Source organism: Micromonospora sp. ATCC 39149 (assembly GCF_000158815.1).
GTDB lineage: Bacteria > Actinomycetota > Actinomycetes > Mycobacteriales > Micromonosporaceae > Micromonospora.
This window is the reverse complement of record NZ_GG657738.1, coordinates 5,100,529-5,122,171: the sequence shown is the minus strand read 5'-3', so window position 1 is coordinate 5,122,171 and position 21,643 is coordinate 5,100,529. Positions and strand designations below refer to the sequence as shown.

The following is a 21,643-nucleotide window of genomic DNA, read 5'->3' as shown; positions in this document are numbered from 1 at the left end:
GTACGACTCTGCCAGCCGCCGTGACCTCGTCGCACCGGCGACGGACGAGGCTGGCCGGGACGCCCCGGCTCAGCCGGGCGACGTCGGCCACCCCTCCCGCGCCCACGGGCCGGCCCCCGTACCCGCCTGACAGCTCCGGAGAAGATCACGACATGAGCACCCTGTTCACGCCCCTGGCGCTGCGCGCCGTCACCCTGCCCAACCGGGTCGCCCTCGCCCCGATGTGCCAGTACAGCGCGGGACCGGACGGCCTGCCGACCGACTGGCACCGCGTACACCTGGGCTCCCGCGCGGTCGGCGGCGCGGGCCTGGTGCTCACCGAGGCGACCGCCGTGGTGCCCGAGGGCCGGATCAGCCCCCGGGACACCGGGCTCTGGTCCGACGCGCACGTCGACGCGTGGCGGCCGATCACCGCGTTCGTCGCGGCGCAGGGCGCGGTGCCCGCCGTGCAGCTCGCGCACGCCGGGTTCAAGGCGTCGACGTACCAGCCGTGGGCGCGGGAACGCGGCGGGGTGCCCGACGCCGAGGGCGGCTGGACGCCCGTCGGCCCCGGCGCGGAGCCGTTCGCCCCGGAGTACCGGGTGCCGACCGCGCTCGACCAGGCGGGGATCGCGGGGGTGGTCGAGGCGTTCGCCACCGCCGCCGGCCGCGCGGTGGCCGCCGGCTTCGCCGCCGTGGAGATCCACGCCGCGCACGGGTACCTGCTGCACGAGTTCCTCTCCCCGCTGACCAACCACCGCGCCGACGGCTGGGGCGGGGACCGGGCCGGCCGGATGCGGCTGACCCTGGAGGTGGCCCGCGCGGTCCGCACGACGGTCGGCGAGAGCGTCCCGGTGCTGACCCGGATCTCCGCCACCGACTGGACCGACGGCGGGTGGACCATCGAGGACAGCGTCGTGCTCGCCGGGGAACTGGCGGCGGCCGGCGTCGACCTGGTGGACACCTCCTCCGGCGGCGCGGTTCCCCGGGCCACCATCCCCGTCGGCCCCGGATACCAGGTGCCGCTAGCCGCTCGTATCCGCCGGGAGGTCGGCGTGCCGACCGGCGCGGTCGGCCTGATCGTCGAGCCGGAGCAGGCCGAGCGGATCGTGGCCGGCGGGGAGGCGGACCTGGTCCTGCTGGGCCGGGAACTGCTGCGTGACCCGTACTGGCCCCGGCGGGCGGCGGCCAAGCTCGGCGCGACGCCAGACTGGCCCGCCCAGTACGCCCGCGCCTTCTGACCCGCCGCCCGCACCGCCGGGTTGGTCAGCCGGCCAGGTGGCCCCAGTCCCGTTCCAGGTCCCGCCAGGTGCCGTGGGCCGCGACCGTGCCGTCGACGAGCACCACCACCTGGTCGGCGCGGACCAGCGCCGCCCGCTTCGACGTCGAGCCGACCACCGTCACCCCGTGCTCGCGCAGCGCCGCCCACAACTCAAGCTCCGTCGTGACGTCCAGCGCGGAGGACACGTCGTCGGCGACCAGCAACTCCGTGCGCGGGGCCAGCGCCCGGGCCAGCGCCAGCCGCTGGAGCTGCCCGCCGGAGAGCCGGGTGCCCTTGTGCCCGATGAGCAGCCCGAGCCCGCCTCCTGCCGTCGCCAGGTCGTGCTCGAGCTGGGCCGTCGACACCGCCCCGGCCGCGTCCACCTCGTGACCGAGCGCGACGTTGTCGGCGACCGTGCCGGAGAGCACCCGGGGTAGCTGACCGACGTAACCGACCTGCTGGGGACGAAGGAACAGCTCCGGCGAGGTGACAGGCTCGCCGTTCCACCGCAGGCTGCCCGTGTGGTGCACGATCCCAGCGAGGGCGCGCAGCAGCGACGACTTGCCCGAGCCGACCGGCCCGACGACGAGCACCAGCTCGCCACGTTCCACGGTCAGGTCGACGTCGTGGACGGCGAGCGTACCGTCGGTGTGCAGCGCGCCGAAGCCGACCATCTCCAGCCGGCGCAACGGGTGCCGCGGCGGGGGCTCCGGCGCGGGCGCGGTCCCGGCGGCCAGGTCGACCCCGGGCACCGGCGCCGAGTACGCCCCGACCCCGGTCATCGCGACCGTCCGGCGCGTCCACACCCGCGCGGACGGTAGCTGGGAGACCAGGGACGCCGTCGTCCACGCGAACCAGCGGGCCGCGCCGAGCGTGGAGACCACGACCAGGGTCGCCCCGGCGGACAGCCCGCCGGTGAGGTAGAGCGCCCAGGCACCGATCGGCAGCAGGCCGCTGGCCAGGGCCGGCGTCGACCGGGCCCAGACCTGCACGGAGATCTCCCGGCGCTGCCGCTCGCTGCGGACGGTGTCGAGGTCGGCGAGGTGGCCCAGCACGGGCCGGGTCGCACCGGCCAGTTTCACCGTACGGGCGGCCGACAGCGACGACACCAGCGCGGTGGCGAACGCCGCCCGCGCCGCCACCCGTGGCCCGCGCCGACCGCTCCAGGCGAGGCCCGAACAGCGTCGCCGCGAGCCCGGAGACGACCATCGTCCCGAGGAAGAAAGCGGCCGGGACCACGAAGCCGGAGACCACCGTCATCGCCGCCAAGATGAGCACGACGATGCCCTGATCGAACAGGTTGTCGGCGAGGATCACCACCCGCTCGGTGTCGCCGCCCTGGGCGACCACCTCGGCCGGGGTGTGCCCGCTGATCCGGCGCGGCCCGGTCTGCCCGTGCACCAGCCGCAGGCTGATCCGCAGCATCTGCCGCACCCACCAGTTCGGGAACAGGATGCTGGTGAGGTACGGCACCGGCACGGTCACCAGCAACGCGGTCACGATCCCGACCGCCGGCCACCACGGGCCACCGACTCCGTCGACCAGGTCCGCCCAGAGCCAGGGCAGCACCGAGCCGTCGAGGCCGAGCAGGGTCCCGAACCCGAACAGCGAGATCGCCGTGACGCCGTACCGCGGGTCGTTGGTGGCGAGGCGGAGGATCTCCCGCATCGTGCGGACGCGCGGTGCCGGCGGCAGCGGTGGCGGCGCGACCTTCGCCCGCGCGGCCCCCACGGGCGTGCCGGGGCCGCCGGCCGCGTCCGACGCCGGCGGCAGGTCGGTCAGTACGGCGGTGCCGGCCGCCTGCCCGCCGACACCCGCCCCGGCGGGCCCGTTGGCACCCGCCCCGCCAACGCCTGCCCCGGCCTGTCCACCGCCACCCGCCCCGGCCCGCCCGCCAACGCCCGCCCCGGCGTACGCGGAGGCGTGGGCTGACCGCCAGCAGCTCGGCGAACCGTTCCGAGGAATCCAGCGGTCCCGCCTCGACGACCGCGCCGTCGGCCAGCACCACCACCTCGTCGCAGCGGCGCACCGAGGAGAGCCGGTGCGCGATGACGATGCCGATCCGGCCGGCGAGCAGCCGGTCGGTGGCCCGCTGCACCAGCGTCTCGGTGATCGGGTCCAGCCGCGCGGTGGCCTCGTCGAGGATCACCACGTGCGGGTCGCGGACCAGGATCCGGGCGAACGCGACGAGCTGCTCCTGCCCGGCCGACAGCACGTGCCCGCCCTCGCCCAGCCGGGTGTCCAGGCCGTCGGGCAGCCCGGCGATCCAGCCGGCCAACCCCAGCTCGTCCAGCGCCCGCGCGGCGTCGTCGAGCAGCTCGGGGTCGAACAGCGCGACGTTCTCGGCGAGGGTGCCGGACAGGATCTCGGTGCGCTGCGGGACCACGGCGATCCACCGGCGCAGCCGTTCGACGTCGAGGTCGAGCAGGTCGGTGTCGCCGAGCAGGACGGTGCCGCGCGGCAGGTCCACGGCCCGGGTGAGCACCTTCGCCAGCGTCGACTTGCCGGACCCGGTCCGGCCGATCAGGGCGTACGACCGGCCCCGGACGAACGTCAGCGACACGTCGCGCAGCGCCGGGGCGCGGTCACTGTCGACCCCGCCCGCCGGGTAGCGGAAGGTGAGGTGGCGCACGACCAGGTCGCCCTCGACGGGCTCCCGCCCGCCGGCCGGCTCCTGCGGGGCGTCCTGCAGCAGTTGCACCCGCCCCCACGCGCCGATCGCGTACTGCAACTCGGGCACCATCCGGCTGACGTGCTCGACGGTCATGCCGAACCCGAGCACGAGCAGCCACACGGCGGTCAGCCGGGCCGCGTCCATCCGTCCGGCGGCCAGGGCCCACGCCCCGCCGAGGACCACCCCGGCGATGCCGACCCGGATGACGCCGGCGCCGACGACGGTCACCCACGCCGACATCCGCCACACCACGGCCCCCCGGGCCAGCACGGCGGCGGCGCGTTGGGCATAGAGTCGCAGCACGTACGGCCGGGCGAGGCTGGTGCGCACGTCGTCCTGGCCGTGGACGGCCTCCTCCATGACGGCGGCGAGGTCGGTCTGGGCCTCCTCCTCGGCCATCCGGGCCGGGGCGATCCGTTGGGTCGGGCGGCGCAGGACGAGGGCGAGCAGCGCGCTCAGCGCGAGCATGCTCACCCCGGCCGGCCACCACACCACCAGGGCGACGACCGTGGAGAGCAGGCCCGTGGCGGCCATCTGGGCGATGCGTACGCCGTGCCCGCGCACCTCGGAGGCGACCTGGTATACGTCGCCGTCGATCCGGTCCAGTAGCTCGCCGACCGGGGTGCCCTCCAGGGTCGGCAGGTCCTGCCCGAGCGCCACCCGGCACAGCCGCCGCCGGACGTCGGCCGACCAGTCGGCGGTGACGCCGGCCATCACGAGCCCGATGGTGAGGTCGGTGACGACGACGGCGCACAGCGCCACCGCCAGGACGACGAACAGGACACCCGAGCGGTGCACCAGCACCGGGCCGGCGAGCGCCGCGGCGGCGGCCTGGCCTGCGGCACCGAGCACGACCAGCGCGGCCACGAGCGTCATCCGGCGTGCTGAGGTGGCCCACAGGTCACGGAAAAGGCGCATGTCGGTCCCTCCGGACTCTCGGGGCGGTATCTCCACCCTCCGTGATCCGGCCGGGGCCTTCAACGCATTTACCGCCCGCGCCACCCGTCCGAGGCCGGACCGGCCCGACCCGCGCCGCCGGCGAGCTGGCGGGGTGAGAAGGGGAGCCTTCTCTACCGCAGGCGTTAAGAAGGGGCCCTTCCTTGCACCTCAGAAGAGGATGGTGGCGAGAGTGCCGACCGTGCGGAACCCGCAGCGCTCGTAGACGCGGCGGGCCGGCAGGTTGAAGTCGTTGACGTACAGGCTGACGGTCGGGGCCACCCGCAGCAGCGCGTCCCGCACGACCGCCGCCATCGCCGCCGTGGCGATCCCCCGGCCGCGCCACTGCGGGGCCACCCAGACGCCCTGGACCTGCGCCGTGTGCCGGGTCACCACCGCCAGCTCGGCCTTGAAGACGACCTGGCCGTCGACGAACCGGGCGTACGCCCGACCGGCCCGGACCAGGTCGGCGACCCGCCGCCGGTAGCCGCGCCCGCTGTCCTCGACCAGCGGCGAGACGCCGACCTCCTCGGTGTACATGGCAACGGCGGCGGGGAAGAGCCGGTCGACCTCGTTGCCGCGCACGAGCCGCACGTCGGGGTCGGTCACGACCGACGGCGGCGCGTCGGTGGCCAGCAGCGGCTGGTTGGGCCGGACGTCGCGGGCCGGCCCCCAGTGCCCGCACAACCGGTCCCAGAGCCCGAGCACCGCGTCGGCCCGCCCGACGATCGACGAGCAGAGCCGTTCCTCGGCGGCGAGCAGCTCGGCGTAGGCGGCGACGGCGGACTCCGAGGCGAGCACGGGGGTGAGGTTGCCGCCGAGCCAACAGATCGACTCCAGGTTGCGGCGCGCGCCGTACCCCAGGATCCGCCCCTCGGCCCGCCACCAGGCCAACCCGCGCGCGTTGACCCGCTCGGCGACCTGCGCTCCCGCGAACGGGTCGAGGTCGAGCAGCCGCTCGACCGCGCGCCGCTCCGATTCCCCGAGTTGCCGCACCGGCACCGTCAGCACGTCACCAGCCTGCCAGATCGGCCCCCCGCCTCGCCGGCCGAGTGCGGGGTCCGTCCTCCACCCGCCGCCGGCACCGGAAAAACAACTTTTCGGCGACAGGTTGGCGATATATCGTTGATGCATCAGCGATCGAACTATGAGGGGAGACAACCATGAGAATCCCCCGACGTACGCCCATGCGCGAGGCGCGGATGCGCGGCTTCGGTTTCCCGCCCGGCCCACCCTTTCCGCCGGTGCCGCCCGGACACGGGGGCCCGCACGGCGGGCGGGGCGGCCACCGGGGGCGGGGACGGGGGCGGCGGCCCAACGTCCGGGCGGCCGTGCTGGCCCTGCTCACCGAGCGGCCGATGCACGGGTACGAGATGATCCAGGAGATCGACTCCCGCACCGGCGGGGCCTGGCGGCCCAGCCCCGGGTCGATCTACCCGACCCTTCAGCTCTTGGAGGACGAGGGCGTCGTCGTCGCCGAGACCGAGGAGGCCGGCGGCGGACGCAGGCGGTTCACCCTCACCGACGCGGGCCGCGCCGAGGCGGACCAGGCGGCGCAGGCCCCACCGTGGGGCGAGTTCGCCGAGGACACCGTCGCGAGCTGGCACGACATCCGCGACGCCGGCACACAGGCGATGCACGCGCTGCGGCAGGTGATGATGACCGGCACCGACGACCAGCGCGAGCGGGCCGCACAGGTGCTCGCCGAGACCCGGCGCAAGCTCTACGCCATCCTCGCCGAGGGGTAAGGACGGGCCCCTTGTTAACGCCTACGGTAGAGAAGGGTCCCCTTCTCACCCCGGTGGTGGCCCGCGGGTACGCGCAAGGGGGCCGTTCCCGGTGGAACGGCCCCCTTGCGGAGTTACGCGACGGTCAGTGCACGGTGACGGTGGCACCCGGGACCAGGTCCCGCAGTTCCTCGGGAAGCTCGGCGCCCATCTCGTCGGCGATCCGCAGCGCCTCGGCGATCAGCGTCTCCACGATCTGCCCCTCGGGGACGGTCTTGACGACCTTGCCCTTGACGAAGATCTGGCCCTTGCCGTTGCCCGAGGCGACGCCGAGGTCGGCCTCGCGGGCCTCCCCCGGGCCGTTGACGACGCAGCCCATGACGGCCACCCGCAGCGGCACCGGCAGCCCCTCCAGGCCGGCGGTGACCTCCTCGGCCAGCTTGTAGACGTCGACCTGGGCCCGGCCGCAGGACGGGCAGGAGACGATCTCCAGGCCCCGCTCGCGCAGCCCCAGCGACTCCAGGATCTGGTTGCCGACCTTGATCTCCTCCACCGGCGGGGCGGACAGCGACACCCGGATCGTGTCGCCGATCCCCTCGGCCAGCAGCGCGCCGAAGGCGACCGCCGACTTGATGGTGCCCTGGAACGCGGGGCCCGCCTCGGTGACGCCGAGGTGCAGCGGATAGTCGCAGCGCTCGGCGAGTTGCCGGTACGCCCGGATCATCACCACCGGGTCGTTGTGCTTCACCGAGATCTTGATGTCCCGGAAGCCGTGCTCCTCGAACAGCGAGCACTCCCACAGCGCCGACTCGACCAGCGCCTCGGCGGTGGCCCTGCCGTACTTGGCGAGCAGCCGCTTGTCCAGCGAGCCGGCGTTCACGCCGATCCGGATCGGCGTACCGGCGGCGGAGGCCGCTGCGGCGATCTCCTTGACCTTGTCGTCGAACTGCCGGATGTTGCCCGGGTTCACCCGGACGGCGGCGCAGCCGGCGTCGATCGCGGCGAAGACGTACTTCGGCTGGAAGTGGATGTCGGCGATCACCGGGATCTGCGACTTGCGGGCGATCGCCGGCAGCGCCTCGACGTCGTCCTGACTCGGCACGGCGACCCGGACGATCTGGCAGCCGGACGCGGTCAACTCGGCGATCTGCTGGAGGGTGGCGTTGACGTCGGAGGTGAGGGTGGTGGTCATCGACTGCACCGACACCGGCGCGCCCCCACCGACCGGCACCGAGCCGACCATGATCTGACGGCTGGCCCGGCGCGGGGCGAGCGCGGGGGGCGGCGCGACGGGCATACCGAGACTGACTGCGGTCACTTCAGGCACTCACCTTGAGAAGAGCGTGATCGGGTTGACGACGTCCGCGGTGACGGTCAGCAGCGTGAACACGCCACCGATCAGGATCACCACGTACGTGATGGGCATGAGCTTGAGGTAGTCGACGCGGCCCGGGTCCGGCCGGCCGAACCGGGCGAAGACCCAGGACCGGGCCCGCTCGAACCACGCGATCGCGATGTGCCCGCCGTCGAGCGGCAGCAGCGGCAGCAGGTTGAACACGCCGATGAAGAAGTTCAGCGACACGAACAGCATGAAGAACACCAGCCAGGCGTTGTTCTCCACCGCCTCGCCGCCGAGCCGGCTCGCGCCGACCACGCTGATCGGGGTGTCCACGTCCCGCTCGCCGCCACTGATCGCCGTCCAGAGGGCGGGCACCTTCTGCGGGATGCGCTTCATCGCCTCGTACGTGCCGACGGCCATGTCGCCGGTGAACCGGGCGGTCCCGCCGAGCGCGGCGACCGGGCCGTACTGGACCCGGGTGGGGGTGCTGAACTGGAGGCCGATGCCGAGCGCGGCGACCGGGCCGACCGCACCCTTCGGGTCGTCCAGCGGCGGGCGCTGGGTCTGCGCGAGCACCGTGCTCGTGGTGCCGGGCTGGCCGTCGCGGACGTACGAGATGGTGGCGGTGTCGCCCGGCTTGGTGGCCCGCAGGGCGACCAGCAGGTCGCCGTAGTTGTTGATCGGGGTGCCGTTGAGCGAGGTGATCCGGTCGCCGTCGCGCAGGTTGGCCGCCGCGGCCGGGCTGGTCGGGTCGCTCGCCGCGCACTCGCGGACGGCGTTCTCCGGCACCACGCACTTGGCCAGGGCGATCACCGCCGGCTCCTGGCGGGCCTCGGCGTCGGTTGTCGGGAAGTCCGGGTTGGGCAGGCCGGCGGAGACGGCGATGATCCAGGTCGCGACCACAGCCAACGCGAAGTGGGTGATCGACCCGGCGGACATGACGATCGTCCGCTTCCAGACCGGATAGCGCCACATCGCGCGGTGCTCGTCGCCCGGCTCGACGTCGTCGTCCTGCGGCGTCATGCCGACGATCTTGCAGAAGCCGCCGAGCGGGATGCCCTTGAGTCCGTACTCGGTCTCGCCCCGCTTGAACGACCAGATGGTGGGGCCGAAGCCGACGAAGTAGCGGGTGACCTTCATCCCGAACGCCTTGGCGGTGAGCATGTGCCCCGCCTCGTGCAGGCTGACCGAGACGAGGATGGCCAGGGCGAACAACACCACCCCGAGCAGGTACGCCATCAAGCTCCTTCCACCGATGCCGACGACGACGCCGAGGCCGACGACGACGCTGACGCCGCCGATGACGACGCCACGATGATCTCCTGCGCGTGCGCGCGCGCCCACGACTCGGCGGCGAGCACGTCCTCGACGGTACCTGGTTCGGCGAAATCGGGAGCGTCCTCCAGCACCCGCCGGAGGGCGTCCACGATGCCGAGGAACGGCAGCCGGCCGGCGACGAACGCGGCGACGCACTCCTCGTTGGCCGCGTTGTAGATCGCCGGGCGGCAGCGCCCCGCCTGTCCGGCCGCCTTGGCCAGCGCCACCGCCGGAAACGCCTCGTCGTCGAGCGGGGTGAACTCCCAGGTGTGGGCGGTGGTCCAGTCGACGGCGGCGGCGGCGTCCGGCACCCGGTCGGGCCAGCCGATGCCGAGCGCGATGGGCAGCCGCATGTCGGGCGGGCTGGCCTGGGCCAGTGTCGACCCGTCTGCGAACTCGACCATCGAGTGGATCACCGACTGCGGGTGCACCATGACGGTGATGTCGGCGTACGGCACGTCGAACAGCTCGTGCGCCTCGATCACCTCCAGCGCCTTGTTGACCATCGTGGCGGAGTTGATCGTGACGACGGGGCCCATGTTCCAGGTCGGGTGCGCGAGGGCCTGCTCGGGCGTGACCTGGGTCAGCTCGTCGCGCCGCCGCCCCCGGAACGGCCCGCCGCTGGCGGTGACCACCAGCCGGCGCACCTCGCCCCGGGTGCCGCCGCGCAGGCACTGGGCCAGCGCCGAGTGCTCGGAGTCGACGGGCACGATCTGCCCCGGCCGCGTCACCGCGGCCCGCACCAGCGGGCCGCCGGCCACGAGCGATTCCTTGTTGGCCAGGGCGAGGGTACGCCCGGCGCGCAGCGCCGCGAGGGTCGGCGCGAGCCCCAGCGAGCCGACCACCCCGTTGAGTACGACGTCGCACGGCCACTGGGCCAGCTCGGTCATCGCGTCCGGCCCCGCGACGATCTTGGGCAGCTTGAAGTCGCCACTGGCCCAGCCGCGCCGGCTCGCCTCGGCGTAGAAGGCGAGCTGGAGGTCCTGCGCGGCCGACGCCTTCGCCACCCCCACCGCCTCGACGCGCAGTTCGAGGGCCTGGGCGGCGAGCAGGCCGACGTTGCCGCCGCCGGCACCGAGCGCCACCACCCGGAACCGGTCAGGGTTGCGCCGGACGATGTCGACTGCCTGGGTGCCGATCGAGCCGGTCGACCCGAGCAGCACAAGATCGCGGGGAGGAGTTGTCACCCACCCATTCTTCCCCAGCCGGGCTGTGCGCCCGCCGGGAGCCTCACCCGGCCGGCGTCGCCTCGGGCACCTCGCCGTCGAACGGGCCCTCCGCAGCGAGGCACCGTCGCGTGTTCCGCGGGCTGGTGTTGAGGACCCCGGCGAGGGTACGGATGGGCCGGCTCAGCCGGCCGCCACCGGGGTGTCGGTGATCCCGAAGGCCCCGTCCAAGCCGCCGAAGTCGGCGGTGTCGAAGCCGGGGATCACCAAGCGGGAGTTCTCGCGACAGGGCATGCTGCGGATCCAGTAGAAGCCCTTCGGGTCGCCGTTGTCGTTGGCCAGCGGGAACCTCACCAGGACGGTGTCGGCGTTCTGCTCCGGGAAGAAGAAGACCTTCGTCCCGTCCTGCGCCTGCTTGTATTCGGCCTCCAGGTAGCCGCCGGACTCCACCACCTCGGGGCGGAAGTAGATCGCCGCCCGTTGCCCGGGCTCGACGTCGGCCCTGATGGTGACGGTCACCGCAGAGTCCTCACCGAAACCGAGGATCTTGAACCGGTTCTTGACCGAGGTCGCGGTGGCACCGATGGCCTCCAGCAGGCTCGGGGTGCCGCTGACGTTGAAGAAGGCACCGTTCTCCAACTGGACCTCGGTCGTCGATCGCACGCTGACCGCGAGGCTGAACGGGTCGGGTACGGTTCCGTCGCAGTTGTTCTGCACCTCACTGACCCGGAACGAGTTTCCGCCGGCCGTGGCCTCCCGGCGCTGGATGAAGGTGCAGTTCTCCAGCAGCGGCGAACCGTCCCGGCAGTGCAGGGACACCTCGTCGGGGGTGGCGGCGGAAGCGTTGGTGCGGTTCATCAGCGGGATCAGTGCGGCCGCGGCCAGCGCGAACGCCGTGGCGACGACGATTTTGCGACGCTTCGCCGAGGTGGCCCGACCACGCCGGGCGAACTGGTATGTGGACACGTCAGACTCCTAAACCTTCGTTCGTGCGATCAAGGGCTCGGGCTCGGCGGTCAGTTCCCCGGCTCGCCGGGGAACGGCTCGGGTTCGTCACCCTCGAACTCGGAGCCGGTGCAGTCCGTCAGCGTGGGCCGTGCCTCCCCGTCGGCCTGGCCGTTGGGCAGGACCAGCGGCGCCTCGATCACGGTGTCGAAGGTCCACTCCCACGGCCTGTTCGGCGGGCCGAACGGTCCACCGCCAGCGCTGTTACGGGTGCCACCGGTGACGGTCCAGGTGCCCTTGATCTGGGCGCGCCGGGGGAAGAACTGGAAGGTCCCCCGCTTGCCTTCGGGCACGTTCACCGTCCGGGCGCTGGTCACCGTCCGCACCTCGGAGACGAGGTTGGTCTCGGTCTCGTGTTTGCCCCACTCGATACCCAGCAGGCCCAGGAAATTGGCGGCGAAGGTGTCGCCGTCGCCGACGAAGTCACCCGAGTTCTTTGCGGCACCCTGCTCCATCTGGACTTCGAGGCTCAGGTTGTTCGCCGTGTTGGGCGGGCAGTTGGCCACTTCGGCCGACGGTTTGAACGGGGCCCCGAAGATGGCGTTCGCGTCACCCGCCCCGACCACTTCGGTGACCCTGAAATCGCAGGTGTCGGCCGGGAAGGTCTGGGCGAATTCCCTGGCCTCCTGAGTCACCCCGTTGATCTTTATCGACCCCTTGCACAGCCGCATGGCGTCACCCTTTGGGCACGGATTCACGAGCTGGCCGGTTCCGTTGACGGGTGTGCAGCCCGCCTCGGCGGCGCTCGCCATCTGAGTCACGGTCACGAATCCGAGACCGAGCGCGACGGCCGCACCGACCGCTATCGCTCGATGAGCTCTCCTTTTCCTTCCCATCACGAACTCCTGTTCGTAGTGCCGACGCCATCGGCGCGGCGTTTCCGAAGTGGAACGGGAGTGGCGATGATAGCCGGCGAATCTTCGCTGCTGACGACGATCCAGCCGGTTATGTGAAAAGTTGCATTCCCTTGAACCATTGGGCCGCTTTACCCGTAAACCTATTGGCTGGGCATGCGCCACCGCATCCCCATGTGAACGATCAACGACATAGCGTACGCATCCAGCGTGAGATGGGTTGACGGTCCGTTGCCCCGCCCGGGGCCAGCGGCAGGATCAAAAAACTCCTGTGGCGCTCGATGCCAGGGCGTTCGCAAGACGCCGTATTTTGGCCGGGTGACCTACGAAATGATGGAGGCAGCGTGGCGGCCGACGGTGCCGACGGGAGCGAGACCTGATTGGGCGGAACCGTTCGCCCAAACGACCAACGCGGCAGATATGTACGTCGTGTCGATCTCGACCGGCCGAGCACCGGCTCGGCGTTGCCGAAGGTGAAGCGGCCGTCGGGTGCGAACAGCGCGGCGAAGCCGTCGGCGTCGCGGTGGTCGACGGGCGCCGAAGACCTGGCTGATGACGTCGGTGGATATGGTGCCTCCTCAGCGTGACACGACGGGTTGGTGCGCAACCGCCCGCGGCAGCAGGCGTGGGAACAGGGCGCCGGCGTTGCCGCCGGCGATCCGGTCGAGCAGGTGCGGGGTTCCGGCGTGGAAGCGGCACAGCCGGGTCCAGCTCTGTCCGGCGTGCTCGGCGGGCATGAAGGGGAAGTCGGTACCGAAGACCACCCGGTCGGGGTCGGCCAGCGCGTGCAGGCTCGGCAGGCTGTACGGGTTGGCAGACAGCGCCGTGTCGAAGTAGAGGCGTTGCAGCGCGCCGACCGGGTCGGCCGGCAGCCGGTGGGCGACCGCAGGGCTGATCACCGCCGCGTCGGCGAGCCGGCCGGCGAGGAACGGCACCGCCCCGCCGGCGTGCGCCACGATCAGCCGGAGTCCGGGGTAGCGGTCCAGCGCGCCGGCATAGAGCAGGTTGGCGATCGTGCGGGTGGTGTCGAACGGGAACTCGTAGACCGACGCCGGCAGGTCGAACGCGGGCTGGTCACGTCCGGGCGGGCGGGCCGGGTGCAGGAACGTCGGCACCTGCCGGCGGTCCAGCTCGGCCAGCACTGGCTCGAACGCGGGGTCGCCCAGGTACTCGCCCCGGTAGTTGGTCAGCAACCCGATCCCGTCGAGCCGCAGCACATCGAGGGCGTACGCCAGCTCGTCGAGCGCGGCGTCGACGTCGGGCAACGGCAGCACGGCGAACGCCCCGAACCGGGTCGGCGCGTCCGCCACCAGCCCGGCTAGGTACTCGTTGAGCTGCCGGGCGAGCCGGCGGGCGAGGTCCGCGTCGGCGAAGTGCACGCCGGGCTCGGTGATCGACACCACGGCGGCGTCGATGCCCAGCCCGTCCATCATCGCGAGGCTGGTCGCGGGCGACCAGTCGGGGTAAGCCACGCCGGGGATGGGCCGGAGCAGGCCGGCCGACTCCAGGACGGCGCGATAGAAGCCGGGAACGACGTGATGGTGCACATCGATCACCGGGCCGGTCACCTTCAGCTCCGGGCCGGTCACGGACGTACCCCGTGGTGCAGCGCGACGGCTCCCCCGGTCAGGTTGGTCCAGGCGACCTCGGCCCAGCCCGCCGCGCGGAGCAGCTCGGCCAGCTCGGGCTGGCGGTGCCAGGCGTTGATGGACTCCCACAGGTAGACGTATGCCTGGGGGTTGGTGCTGACGAGGCGGGCGATCAACGGCACGACATGGCGCAGGTAGCCCAGCCACAGGCGGTGCACCAGCGGGTTCGGCGGATGGCTGAAGTCGCAGACCACCAACCGCCCGCCCGGCCGGCAGACCCGGCGCATCTCGGCGAGCACCCGCCCCACGTCGGCCGTGTTACGCAGCCCGAAGGACATGGTCACCACGTCGAAGCTGGCATCGGCGAACGGCAGCCGCAGCGCATCCCCCGCGACGAACCCGGCCATCCCGACGCGGCGCCGGCCGATCCGCAGCATCCCCAGGGAGAAATCGCAGCCCACCACCCGTACGCCGGGGCGGTGCATAGCGATCGTGGAGCTGCCCGTACCGGCGGCCACGTCGAGCACGCGGTGCCCCGCCCGGACCCCGGCCACCCGGGCGGCCGCCCGGCCCCACGCGCCGGTGCGGCCGAGCCAGATCGCCGCGCGAGTGCGGTCGTACCCCTCGGCGACCTCGTCGAACATCGCCGAGACCTGCCGTTCGTTCTTGTCGAGCTGGGCGCGGACCATGCGGGAACTCCTTAGTTTTCGGCCGGTACGGCGAAGAATTCGAGCTGGATGTGGTCCGGGTCGCGGAAGACCAGGACGGAGTTACGCGGGTCGAGCGTGGCCGGCGCGACCGGCGAGTACGGCACGCCCAGTGCGTCGAGGTGGGCCGCCCACGCGTCGAGTTCGGCCCGGCCGTCGACGGCGAAGGCCAGGTGATCCAGGCCGGGCCGGCGCTCGTCGAAGCGTTCGGGCGGGGCACCCCGGTGCTCGACGACGCCGACGAGGATCCGGGCGGCACGGTCGGCCAAAATGATCTTGTACCGCTCGCCGCCGCCCTCCTCGAACCGCACCACGATGCGCAACCCGAGCACCTCGGCGTACCAGTCGGCGCTGCGTGCGGCATCGGTGACGGTCAGTGCCACGTGCTGCACCCCGGCAAGCTCAGGCATCACATGCGTCCTCGCCGGTCGCGCCGCCCGACGGGCGGCCCCGGTCGAGCAGCAGCACCGGGATGCCGTCGACGACGTCGTACACGCGGCCACAGCCGGTGCAGGTCAGCGTCCGGCCGTCGGGAGCGGCGCGCAGCGGCGCGTGGTCGGTGTCCGGGCAGGCGAGCACGTCGAGCAGGTCGGGGTCGAGGGCGAGGTCGGGCATGGCGTACTCCTGTCGTGAGGGGATCAGAGCGCGGCGTTCAGCGCCGCGGCGATGTCCCGGCGGAGCCGTCGGTGCAGTACCGCGTTGGGCTCCCGGGCGGTACGGACCTCGACGATCCGCGCACCCGGGCGGGCGAGCTGGTCGGGCAGGTCACCGGGCTCGTCGATGCGGGCGTACCGCCAGCCGGCGGCGGCGGCGACGTGGGCCAGGTCGACGCCGTGCGGCGTACCGAACAGCTCCTCGAAACCGTCTTCGGTCCCGGCGGGTTCGAGCAGCGAGAAGATCCCGCCGCCGTCGTTGTTGACGACGACGAGCGTCAGGTCGGGTACCGGCCCGGAGCCAAGCAGCAGGCCGTTCTGGTCGTGCAGGAACGACAGGTCGCCGAGCAGCCCGTACGCCCGGCCGCCGCCCCGCTCCCGGTGCGCCAGCGCCGCGCCGATCGCGGTCGAGACCGCGCCGTCGATGCCGGCGAGGCCGCGGTTGGCCAGCACGGTCAGCCCGGCCCGCGGCCGCATGGTCCGCTCCAGGTCGCGGATCGGCATGCTGGCGGCCACGAACAGCAGGCCACCGTCGGGTACCCGCGCCGCCACATCCCGGGCCACCCACGGCTCGGTCAGCCCGCCCGCGTCCAGCACACCGTCCATGGCGGCGCAGGCCACCCGGTCCAGCGCCTGCCAGCGGTCCAGCCACGCCGGGTCGCGCGGGCCGGTCAGGAGCGGCCGGTCCAGCGCCGGCACGACCAGCGCCGCGTCCCGGGTGGGGTCGTCCCACGCCGGGTATGGGTCGACGACCGTGTTCGGTACGTCGCCATAACGTCCTAGCAGTTCCCGGGACAGGCCGGGGCGGCCGTACGTCACGATCGCCTCGGGGGCCAGTTCGGCGCGGATCGCCGGGTGGGCCAACAGCTCCACATAGGACGTCAGTGCGTGCGGGCCGTGCCGCGCGTTGCTGTGCGGCTCGGCGAGCAGTGGCCAGCCGGCCCTCTCGGCGAACGCGACCGCCCCGGCAGCGTCCGCGCCGGCGCCGGCCACCACCAGCCCGCGCGGGGGTACGACGAGATCCGTCACCGGCGGCGCGGGGGGCGACACGACGGTCCACGCCCCGCCGCCGGCCCGCCCGTCGAGCGGCTCGGGCCACGGGGCCGGCGTACCGTCCAGGCGCGCCTCCCGCAGCGCCACGTTCACGTGCACCGGCCCGGTACGGGCCGCACCGACCGCCCGGCTCACCACCGAGCGCCAGTACCGTACCTGTCCAGGCCGCCGTTCCGGCACGCCCAGCTCGATGAACAGACGCGCGGACGCGCCGTACAGCTTGGTCTGGTCGGTCGTCTGGTTGGCGCCGGTGCCGCGCAGCTCCGGCGGCCGGTCCGCGGTGAGCACGATGAGCGGTACCCGGTCGTGGTGCGCCTCCAGGACGGCGGGGTGCAGGTTCGCCGCCGCCGTGCCGGAGGTGCACACCACGGCGGCGGGACGGCCACTGCCCCGGGCCAGACCGATCGCCAGGAAGCCGGCGGAGCGCTCGTCGACCCGTACGTGCACGACGATGCGGGGATGTGCCCACAGCGCACGGGCCAGCGGGGCCGAGCGGGAGCCCGGCGAGACCACCGCGTCGGTGACCCCGCACCGGCTCAGCTCGTCGGCCAGCACCGTCGCGAGTGCCGTCGCCGGATCGAGCGTGAGACCGTCCGCAGTGGATCGGCTGGGTGCTGTCGTCACTGACACGTCTGCTCCTCGACCGGCTCGGCGAGACGGACCAGCTCGCGGTGGGTTTCGGCGATCCGGCGCAGCCACCAGCGGGTGCGTTCCTGGTCGGCGGGCCGGCACCGCGACAGCCGCACGGCGTCGACGGCGGGCCTACGCACCGGAATCTCCCCCTCCACGGGAACCAGCGGATCGGCGACCGGGTCGTCCGCGAGCAGCTGCGCGGTGCCCAGACCACAGGCGTACGGCAGCTCGGGCAGCGCCGCCGCGAGCGCCAGCCCGGCCGCGAGGCCGACCGAGGTCTCCAGCGCCGACGACACCACCGCGGGCAGGCCGGCCGCCTCGGCGACCCGCAGAGCCCGGCGGACCCCGCCCAGCGGCTGCACCTTGAGGACGACGATGTCGGCCGCGGCGCGCAGGCCGGCGATCCGGGTCGGGTCGGCGGCGAGCCGGACCGCCTCGTCGGCGGCGACCGGCACGTCCACGCGCCGGCGTACCGCCGCCAGCTCGGCCAGGCTCCGGCACGGTTGCTCGACGTACTGCAGACCGACCCGGTCCAGCAGGCGGATCATGCGTACCGCCCGGTCCACGTCCCATGCGCCGTTGGCGTCGACCCGGACCGCGCCCCCCGGTCCGAGCGCGTCCCGGACCGCCTGCACGCGATCGAGGTCGTCGCCGGCACTCTGACCCGGCTCCCCGACCTTCACCTTGGCGGTACGGCAGCCGCCCGACGCCCGCACGATCGCCTGCGCCCGGTCCGGCCCCACCGCGGGTACGGTCACGTTCACCGGCACCGAGGTGCGTACCGGCGCCGGCCAGCCCTCATCCGTCGCCTCCCGGCAGGCGGCCAGCCAGCGCGCCGAGGCCTCGCTGCCGTAGTCGAGGAACGGGGAGAACTCGCCCCACCCGTGCGGGCCGCGCATCAGCACGCCCTCCCGCACGGTGATGCCGCGGAACCGGGTACGCAGCGGGATCGCATACGCGTGGGCGGCCATCACGGCCGTCGCGGAAAGCGGGCAAAGTCCGGCTCGCGCCGGGCCACGTACGCGTCGCGACCCTCCTGAGCCTCCTCGCTGAGGTAGTACAGCAGCGTGGCGTCACCGGCGAGCTGCTGCACCCCGGCCAGCCCGTCGTCGGCGGCGTTGAGTGACGCCTTCAGCAGGCGCAGCGACAGCGGCGAGTGCCGCAGCATCTGCCGGCACCAGGTGACCGTCTCGTCCTCGAGCTGCTCCACCGGAACGACGGCGTTGACCAGGCCCCAGTCCAGGGCCTGCTGGGCGTCGTACTGCCGGCACATGAACCAGATCTCCCGGGCCCGCTTCTGCCCGACTGTACGGGCGAGCAGGCCGCTGCCGTACCCGCCGTCGAACGAGCCCACGCGCGGGCCGGTCTGGCCGAAGCGGGCGTTGTCCGCCGCGATGGTCAGATCGCAGACCAGGTGCAACACGTGCCCGCCACCGATCGCGTACCCGGCCACCATGGCGACCACCGGCTTGGGCGTACGCCGGATCTGCACCTGCAGGTCCAGCACGTTCAGCCGCTCGGTGCCGTGCACGTCGCGGTACCCGCCGTCGCCGCGGACGCGCTGGTCGCCGCCCGAGCAGAACGCCTGGTCGCCGGCGCCGGTCAGGATGATCACGCCGACCGACGGGTCGTCGCGCGCCTCGTCGAAGGCGCGGCACAGCTCGCTGACCGTGCTCGGGCGGAAGGCGTTGCGTACCTCGGGTCGGTTGATGGTGATCTTCGCGATGCCGTCCGCCAGCTCGTAGCGGATGTCCTCGTAGCCGCCCTTGGCGTTCCAGGTGGTCACGTCTGGTGCTCCTCTTCTGTGGTCAGGATGGCGACCGCCGCGCTGCGGTCGACCTTGCCCGAGGCGAGCCTCGGCAGATCCGGCACGACCAGCAGGCCGCGCGGGGCGGTCCAGCCGGGCGCGTACGTGGCGACATGGCGCCGCAGTGCGGCCAGCGCGGGGGGCCGGCGCGGGTCACTGGGTACGACCGCGGCGACGACCCGCTGGCCCCACTCCTCGTCGGCGACGCCGCCCACCACCACGGCCGCCACCGACCGGTGGGCGCCCAGCAGCGCCTCCACCTGCTGCGGATGTACCTTCCGACCGCCCGTGACGATCACCTCGTCGGCCCGCCCGAGCACCTCCAGCCGCCCGGAGGCGGTCAACCGGCCCAGATCGTCGGTACGGAACCCGGTGCCATCGAAGGCGGCCGCGGTCAGCGACGGGCGCAGCCGGTACCCCCGCGCCAGGACTGAACCGGCGACGCGTACCCGCCCGTCGGCGTCGATGTCGACCTGTACCCCCGGCAGCGGACGGCCGTCGTACACGCAGCCGCCGCAGGTTTCGGTCATGCCGTAGGTGGCCGTCACCCGTACGCCCGCCGCCCGCGCCTCGGCCAGGAGCGCAGGTGCCGTAGCCGCCCCACCGACCAGCACAGCGCCGAAGTGCCGCAGGTCGGCACCGGCCCGCAGGGCCCGGTAGAGCATGGTGGGTACCAGCGCCACGTATGCGGCGTCAGCACCGGCCAGTGCCGCCGGTTCGAAGTGCTCGCCGAACACTGGCGTCGTTCCGGCGACCAGCGCCCGGACGAGCACCTGCAACCCGGCTATGTGGTACGGCGGCAGGCAGGCCAGCCAGCGCCCACCCGGCCGGGCGCCGAGCGCGTCCAGCGACGCCGCCGCCGATCGGCGCAGCGCCTCGGCCGGCAGCTCGACGCCCTTCGGCGTACCGGTCGAGCCGGACGTCACGACCACCGCCGCGACCTCGTCCGGACAGTCGGCCGGGTCGGTCAGCCGCTCGGTCCGGCCGTCGGCCGTCACGATCGCGTGCGGGCGCAGCTCGTCGAGAAGGGCGGCGACGCTCGCCGGCGGCCCCGGGGGCACGGGCAGCACCGCCGGGCCCCCGTCGAGTGCAACCGCGACCGCGTCGACGAACCGGCTCCCGCCCGGTGCCAGGTACGCGTGCAGCGGCCGGCCCATCAGGCAGCGTCCCAACGCGCCGGGGCCGCAGCGTCCTCGACGGCGTCAGGGCTGCGCGCTGGGCCGGGCGCCACAGAGCCGGAGCCGTCGAGGACCGCGTCGAGCGCGGTGAGCATCGGCCGGAGTTTCAGGTCGGTCTCGGCGTACTCGTCGTCGGGGCTGGAACCGGCCACGATGCCGCAGCCGGCGAACAGCGCCGCTCGGTCGCCCGACACCAGCGCGGAGCGGATCGCCACCGCCATCTCGCCGTCCTGCGCGGCGTCCAACCAGCCGACCGGCGCGGCGTACCAGCCCCGATCGAACGGCTCGGACCGGGCGATCCAACGCAGCGCCGCCCGGCGCGGGTAGCCGCCCACGGCGGGCGTCGGGTGCAGGCGCTCGACCAGGTCGAGCAGGCCCACTCCCCGCTGCGCCGGTACGGTCGCGGTGACCGTACCGACCAGATGCTGCACGTTTCCCAGCCGCAGGATCCCGGGCCGCGCCGAGGCGCGGACGTCGACGCAGACGCCGCTGAGCACGCGGGCCACGAAGTCCGTCACGACGGCCTGCTCGTGCCGGGTCTTGACGTTGTCCAGCAGCGACTGCCCTCCGGCCGCGTCCGCCGCTGCGGTCGCGCCCCGGGCCGCCGAGCCGGCGAGGCTGTGCGCCGTCACCTCGCCGTGCGCGACCCGTACCAGGCACTCGGGCGTGCCGCCGAGGAACCAGTAACCGGCGAACCTGGCCGCGAAGACGGCGCCCTCGGAGAAGCCCTCGACGAGGCGGTCGACGGCGGCCGGTACGGCGAACGGCTGGTCGGCGTGCAGGACAATTTGCCGCGCCAGTACCACCTTGGTCAGGTCGCCGCGGTGGATCTCCTCGACGGCCGCGCCGACCGCGCGCCGCCACTGCTCGGCGTCGGGTACCTCGAAGCGAACGACGAGCCTCGGCCGGCTGTCGACCGCCGGGTCCGGCGGCGGCTGCTCATCGGTCTCGGCCAGCAGCTGTGCGGCCAGCTCCAGACGCGCGTCGGCCAGCGCGATCGGGTCGGCGTCGGCAGTCAGCCGGGCGGTGAGCGCCAGGTGGGTTGAGCCGTCGCCGAGCCGGACCACCTGTACGGCCGGGCACCAGGTCAGCGAGTCGGGCACCCCACCGGTCGGATGCCAGCGCCCGGGCTGGAACGCGAAGCCGCCGACCAGTAGCGGGAAGCCGGCCCGACCGGTGATCCCCGAGCCGCCGGCGACGAGGTCGCGGGCGTACCGGCGCCACGCGCGGCGTACCACCGCGAACCGGTCGGCACCCTCGGCGGACAGGTCGAGCGAGCTGCCGACGCCCAGCGACTCGACGCCGGTCCAGCGTGACGTCCAGTAGAAGACGCGCGCACTGAGGCGATCAGCGCGCCGCAGCAGGGCCCGAGGCTCGACCCTGGGCAGCGGCCGTGCCCAGGCAACCAGCACCGGACGGCCGTGCCGGCGCGCCGCATCGTGGGCCGCCACGAAGGCCCGCCGTACGTCGGCCGGGTCGATCATCGGGTCCAGGCGGCTGGGCGGCGCGGTCGCTGCCGTAGTCATCGTTTCTGCGTCTTTCATCAGGTGCCCCAACTGCTCGCGCTCGGGCCCTCGAACGGGCGATCGCAATTCCTGTCTCCACCGACCGACTGGCTGGATCCGACCGCCGTTCTGGCGGCTCTGCGGCGGAGGCGGGCAGTCGCAGAAACGCCTGCCTCTCCTGTCGCACCCTCGTCCGGTTCGTGCCATCAGAATCGGCGGCGGATGGTGGTCGTGACGGACCACTTCGTCGCGGAAACCGG

General features: G+C 73.3%; 17 protein-coding genes and 1 pseudogene. 2 read left to right on the top strand and 16 right to left on the bottom strand.

From position 1 onward, the window contains the following. Positions 1-152: 152 nt before the first annotated feature. Positions 153-1,220 carry an NADH:flavin oxidoreductase/NADH oxidase gene (locus MCAG_RS22410; protein ID WP_007075263.1) on the top strand — a complete coding sequence of 356 codons (1,068 nt, stop codon included), beginning with the start codon at positions 153-155 and terminating at the stop codon, positions 1,218-1,220. A gap of 25 nt (positions 1,221-1,245) precedes the next feature. On the opposite strand, the pseudogene MCAG_RS22405 reads toward MCAG_RS22410, so the two are convergent. Further along, positions 1,246-4,832: pseudogene (locus MCAG_RS22405) on the bottom strand (ATP-binding cassette domain-containing protein). A 189-nt stretch (positions 4,833-5,021) separates the two neighbouring features. Further along, positions 5,022-5,861, bottom strand: a complete 840-nt coding sequence (locus tag MCAG_RS22400) for a DUF4081 domain-containing GNAT family N-acetyltransferase (RefSeq protein ID WP_007075260.1) — start codon at positions 5,859-5,861, stop codon at positions 5,022-5,024. Positions 5,862-6,013: 152 nt separating this feature from the next. Here MCAG_RS22400 and MCAG_RS22395 point away from each other — a divergent pair, with 152 nt between their 5' ends. Then, positions 6,014-6,598 carry a PadR family transcriptional regulator gene (locus MCAG_RS22395; protein ID WP_007075259.1) on the top strand — a complete coding sequence of 195 codons (585 nt, stop codon included), beginning with the start codon at positions 6,014-6,016 and terminating at the stop codon, positions 6,596-6,598. Positions 6,599-6,722: 124 nt separating this feature from the next. Here the strand turns inward: MCAG_RS22395 and ispG are convergent, their stop codons facing one another. The 14 genes from ispG to MCAG_RS22325 form a co-directional block, all read right to left on the bottom strand. Further along, entirely contained in the window at positions 6,723-7,895 is a 1,173-nt protein-coding gene (gene ispG / locus MCAG_RS22390; protein ID WP_007075258.1) for a flavodoxin-dependent (E)-4-hydroxy-3-methylbut-2-enyl-diphosphate synthase, read from the bottom strand. A 9-nt stretch (positions 7,896-7,904) separates the two neighbouring features. After that, complete coding sequence (locus MCAG_RS22385; RefSeq protein ID WP_007075257.1) at positions 7,905-9,155, bottom strand: RIP metalloprotease; 1,251 nt, start codon at positions 9,153-9,155, stop codon at positions 7,905-7,907. After that, positions 9,155-10,396, bottom strand: coding sequence for a 1-deoxy-D-xylulose-5-phosphate reductoisomerase (dxr, locus tag MCAG_RS22380; protein ID WP_085986126.1), 1,242 nt, complete (start codon positions 10,394-10,396; stop codon positions 9,155-9,157). The genes MCAG_RS22385 and dxr overlap by 1 nt, the downstream gene beginning before the upstream one ends. 186 nt (positions 10,397-10,582) lie before the next feature. Next, complete coding sequence (locus MCAG_RS22375; protein WP_007075255.1) at positions 10,583-11,365, bottom strand: hypothetical protein; 783 nt, start codon at positions 11,363-11,365, stop codon at positions 10,583-10,585. Positions 11,366-11,415: 50 nt separating this feature from the next. Further along, positions 11,416-12,156 (bottom strand): hypothetical protein, encoded by a 741-nt coding sequence (locus tag MCAG_RS22370; protein ID WP_036374753.1) that lies wholly within the window; start codon positions 12,154-12,156, stop codon positions 11,416-11,418. A 680-nt stretch (positions 12,157-12,836) separates the two neighbouring features. Then, the gene (locus tag MCAG_RS22365; RefSeq protein WP_007075253.1) at positions 12,837-13,847 is read right to left on the bottom strand and encodes an amidohydrolase family protein; all 1,011 of its coding nucleotides are present in this window, start codon (positions 13,845-13,847) and stop codon (positions 12,837-12,839) included. Beyond that, a complete protein-coding gene (locus MCAG_RS22360; RefSeq protein WP_007075252.1) occupies positions 13,844-14,536 on the bottom strand; it encodes a ubiquinone/menaquinone biosynthesis methyltransferase in 693 nt (230 codons plus the stop codon). The genes MCAG_RS22365 and MCAG_RS22360 overlap by 4 nt, the downstream gene beginning before the upstream one ends. An 11-nt stretch (positions 14,537-14,547) precedes the next feature. Further along, a complete protein-coding gene (locus tag MCAG_RS22355; protein WP_036374750.1) occupies positions 14,548-14,964 on the bottom strand; it encodes a VOC family protein in 417 nt (138 codons plus the stop codon). Then, positions 14,957-15,169: a Trm112 family protein gene (locus tag MCAG_RS22350; RefSeq protein ID WP_007075250.1), complete on the bottom strand. Its 213-nt coding sequence runs from the start codon at positions 15,167-15,169 to the stop codon at positions 14,957-14,959. Before MCAG_RS22350 ends, MCAG_RS22355 begins: the two co-directional genes overlap by 8 nt. Before the next feature lie 23 nt (positions 15,170-15,192). Then, entirely contained in the window at positions 15,193-16,890 is a 1,698-nt protein-coding gene (menD, locus tag MCAG_RS22345) for a 2-succinyl-5-enolpyruvyl-6-hydroxy-3-cyclohexene-1-carboxylic-acid synthase (protein WP_198141606.1), read from the bottom strand. Next, entirely contained in the window at positions 16,881-17,864 is a 984-nt protein-coding gene (locus MCAG_RS22340; RefSeq protein ID WP_007075248.1) for an o-succinylbenzoate synthase, read from the bottom strand. Before MCAG_RS22340 ends, menD begins: the two co-directional genes overlap by 10 nt. Continuing rightward, complete coding sequence (gene menB / locus MCAG_RS22335; protein WP_007075247.1) at positions 17,864-18,679, bottom strand: 1,4-dihydroxy-2-naphthoyl-CoA synthase; 816 nt, start codon at positions 18,677-18,679, stop codon at positions 17,864-17,866. Before menB ends, MCAG_RS22340 begins: the two co-directional genes overlap by 1 nt. Further along, a complete protein-coding gene (locus MCAG_RS22330; RefSeq protein WP_007075246.1) occupies positions 18,676-19,857 on the bottom strand; it encodes an AMP-binding protein in 1,182 nt (393 codons plus the stop codon). The genes menB and MCAG_RS22330 overlap by 4 nt, the downstream gene beginning before the upstream one ends. After that, positions 19,857-21,404 (bottom strand): isochorismate synthase MenF, encoded by a 1,548-nt coding sequence (locus MCAG_RS22325; RefSeq protein ID WP_050778038.1) that lies wholly within the window; start codon positions 21,402-21,404, stop codon positions 19,857-19,859. Before MCAG_RS22325 ends, MCAG_RS22330 begins: the two co-directional genes overlap by 1 nt. Positions 21,405-21,643 lie beyond the last annotated feature (239 nt).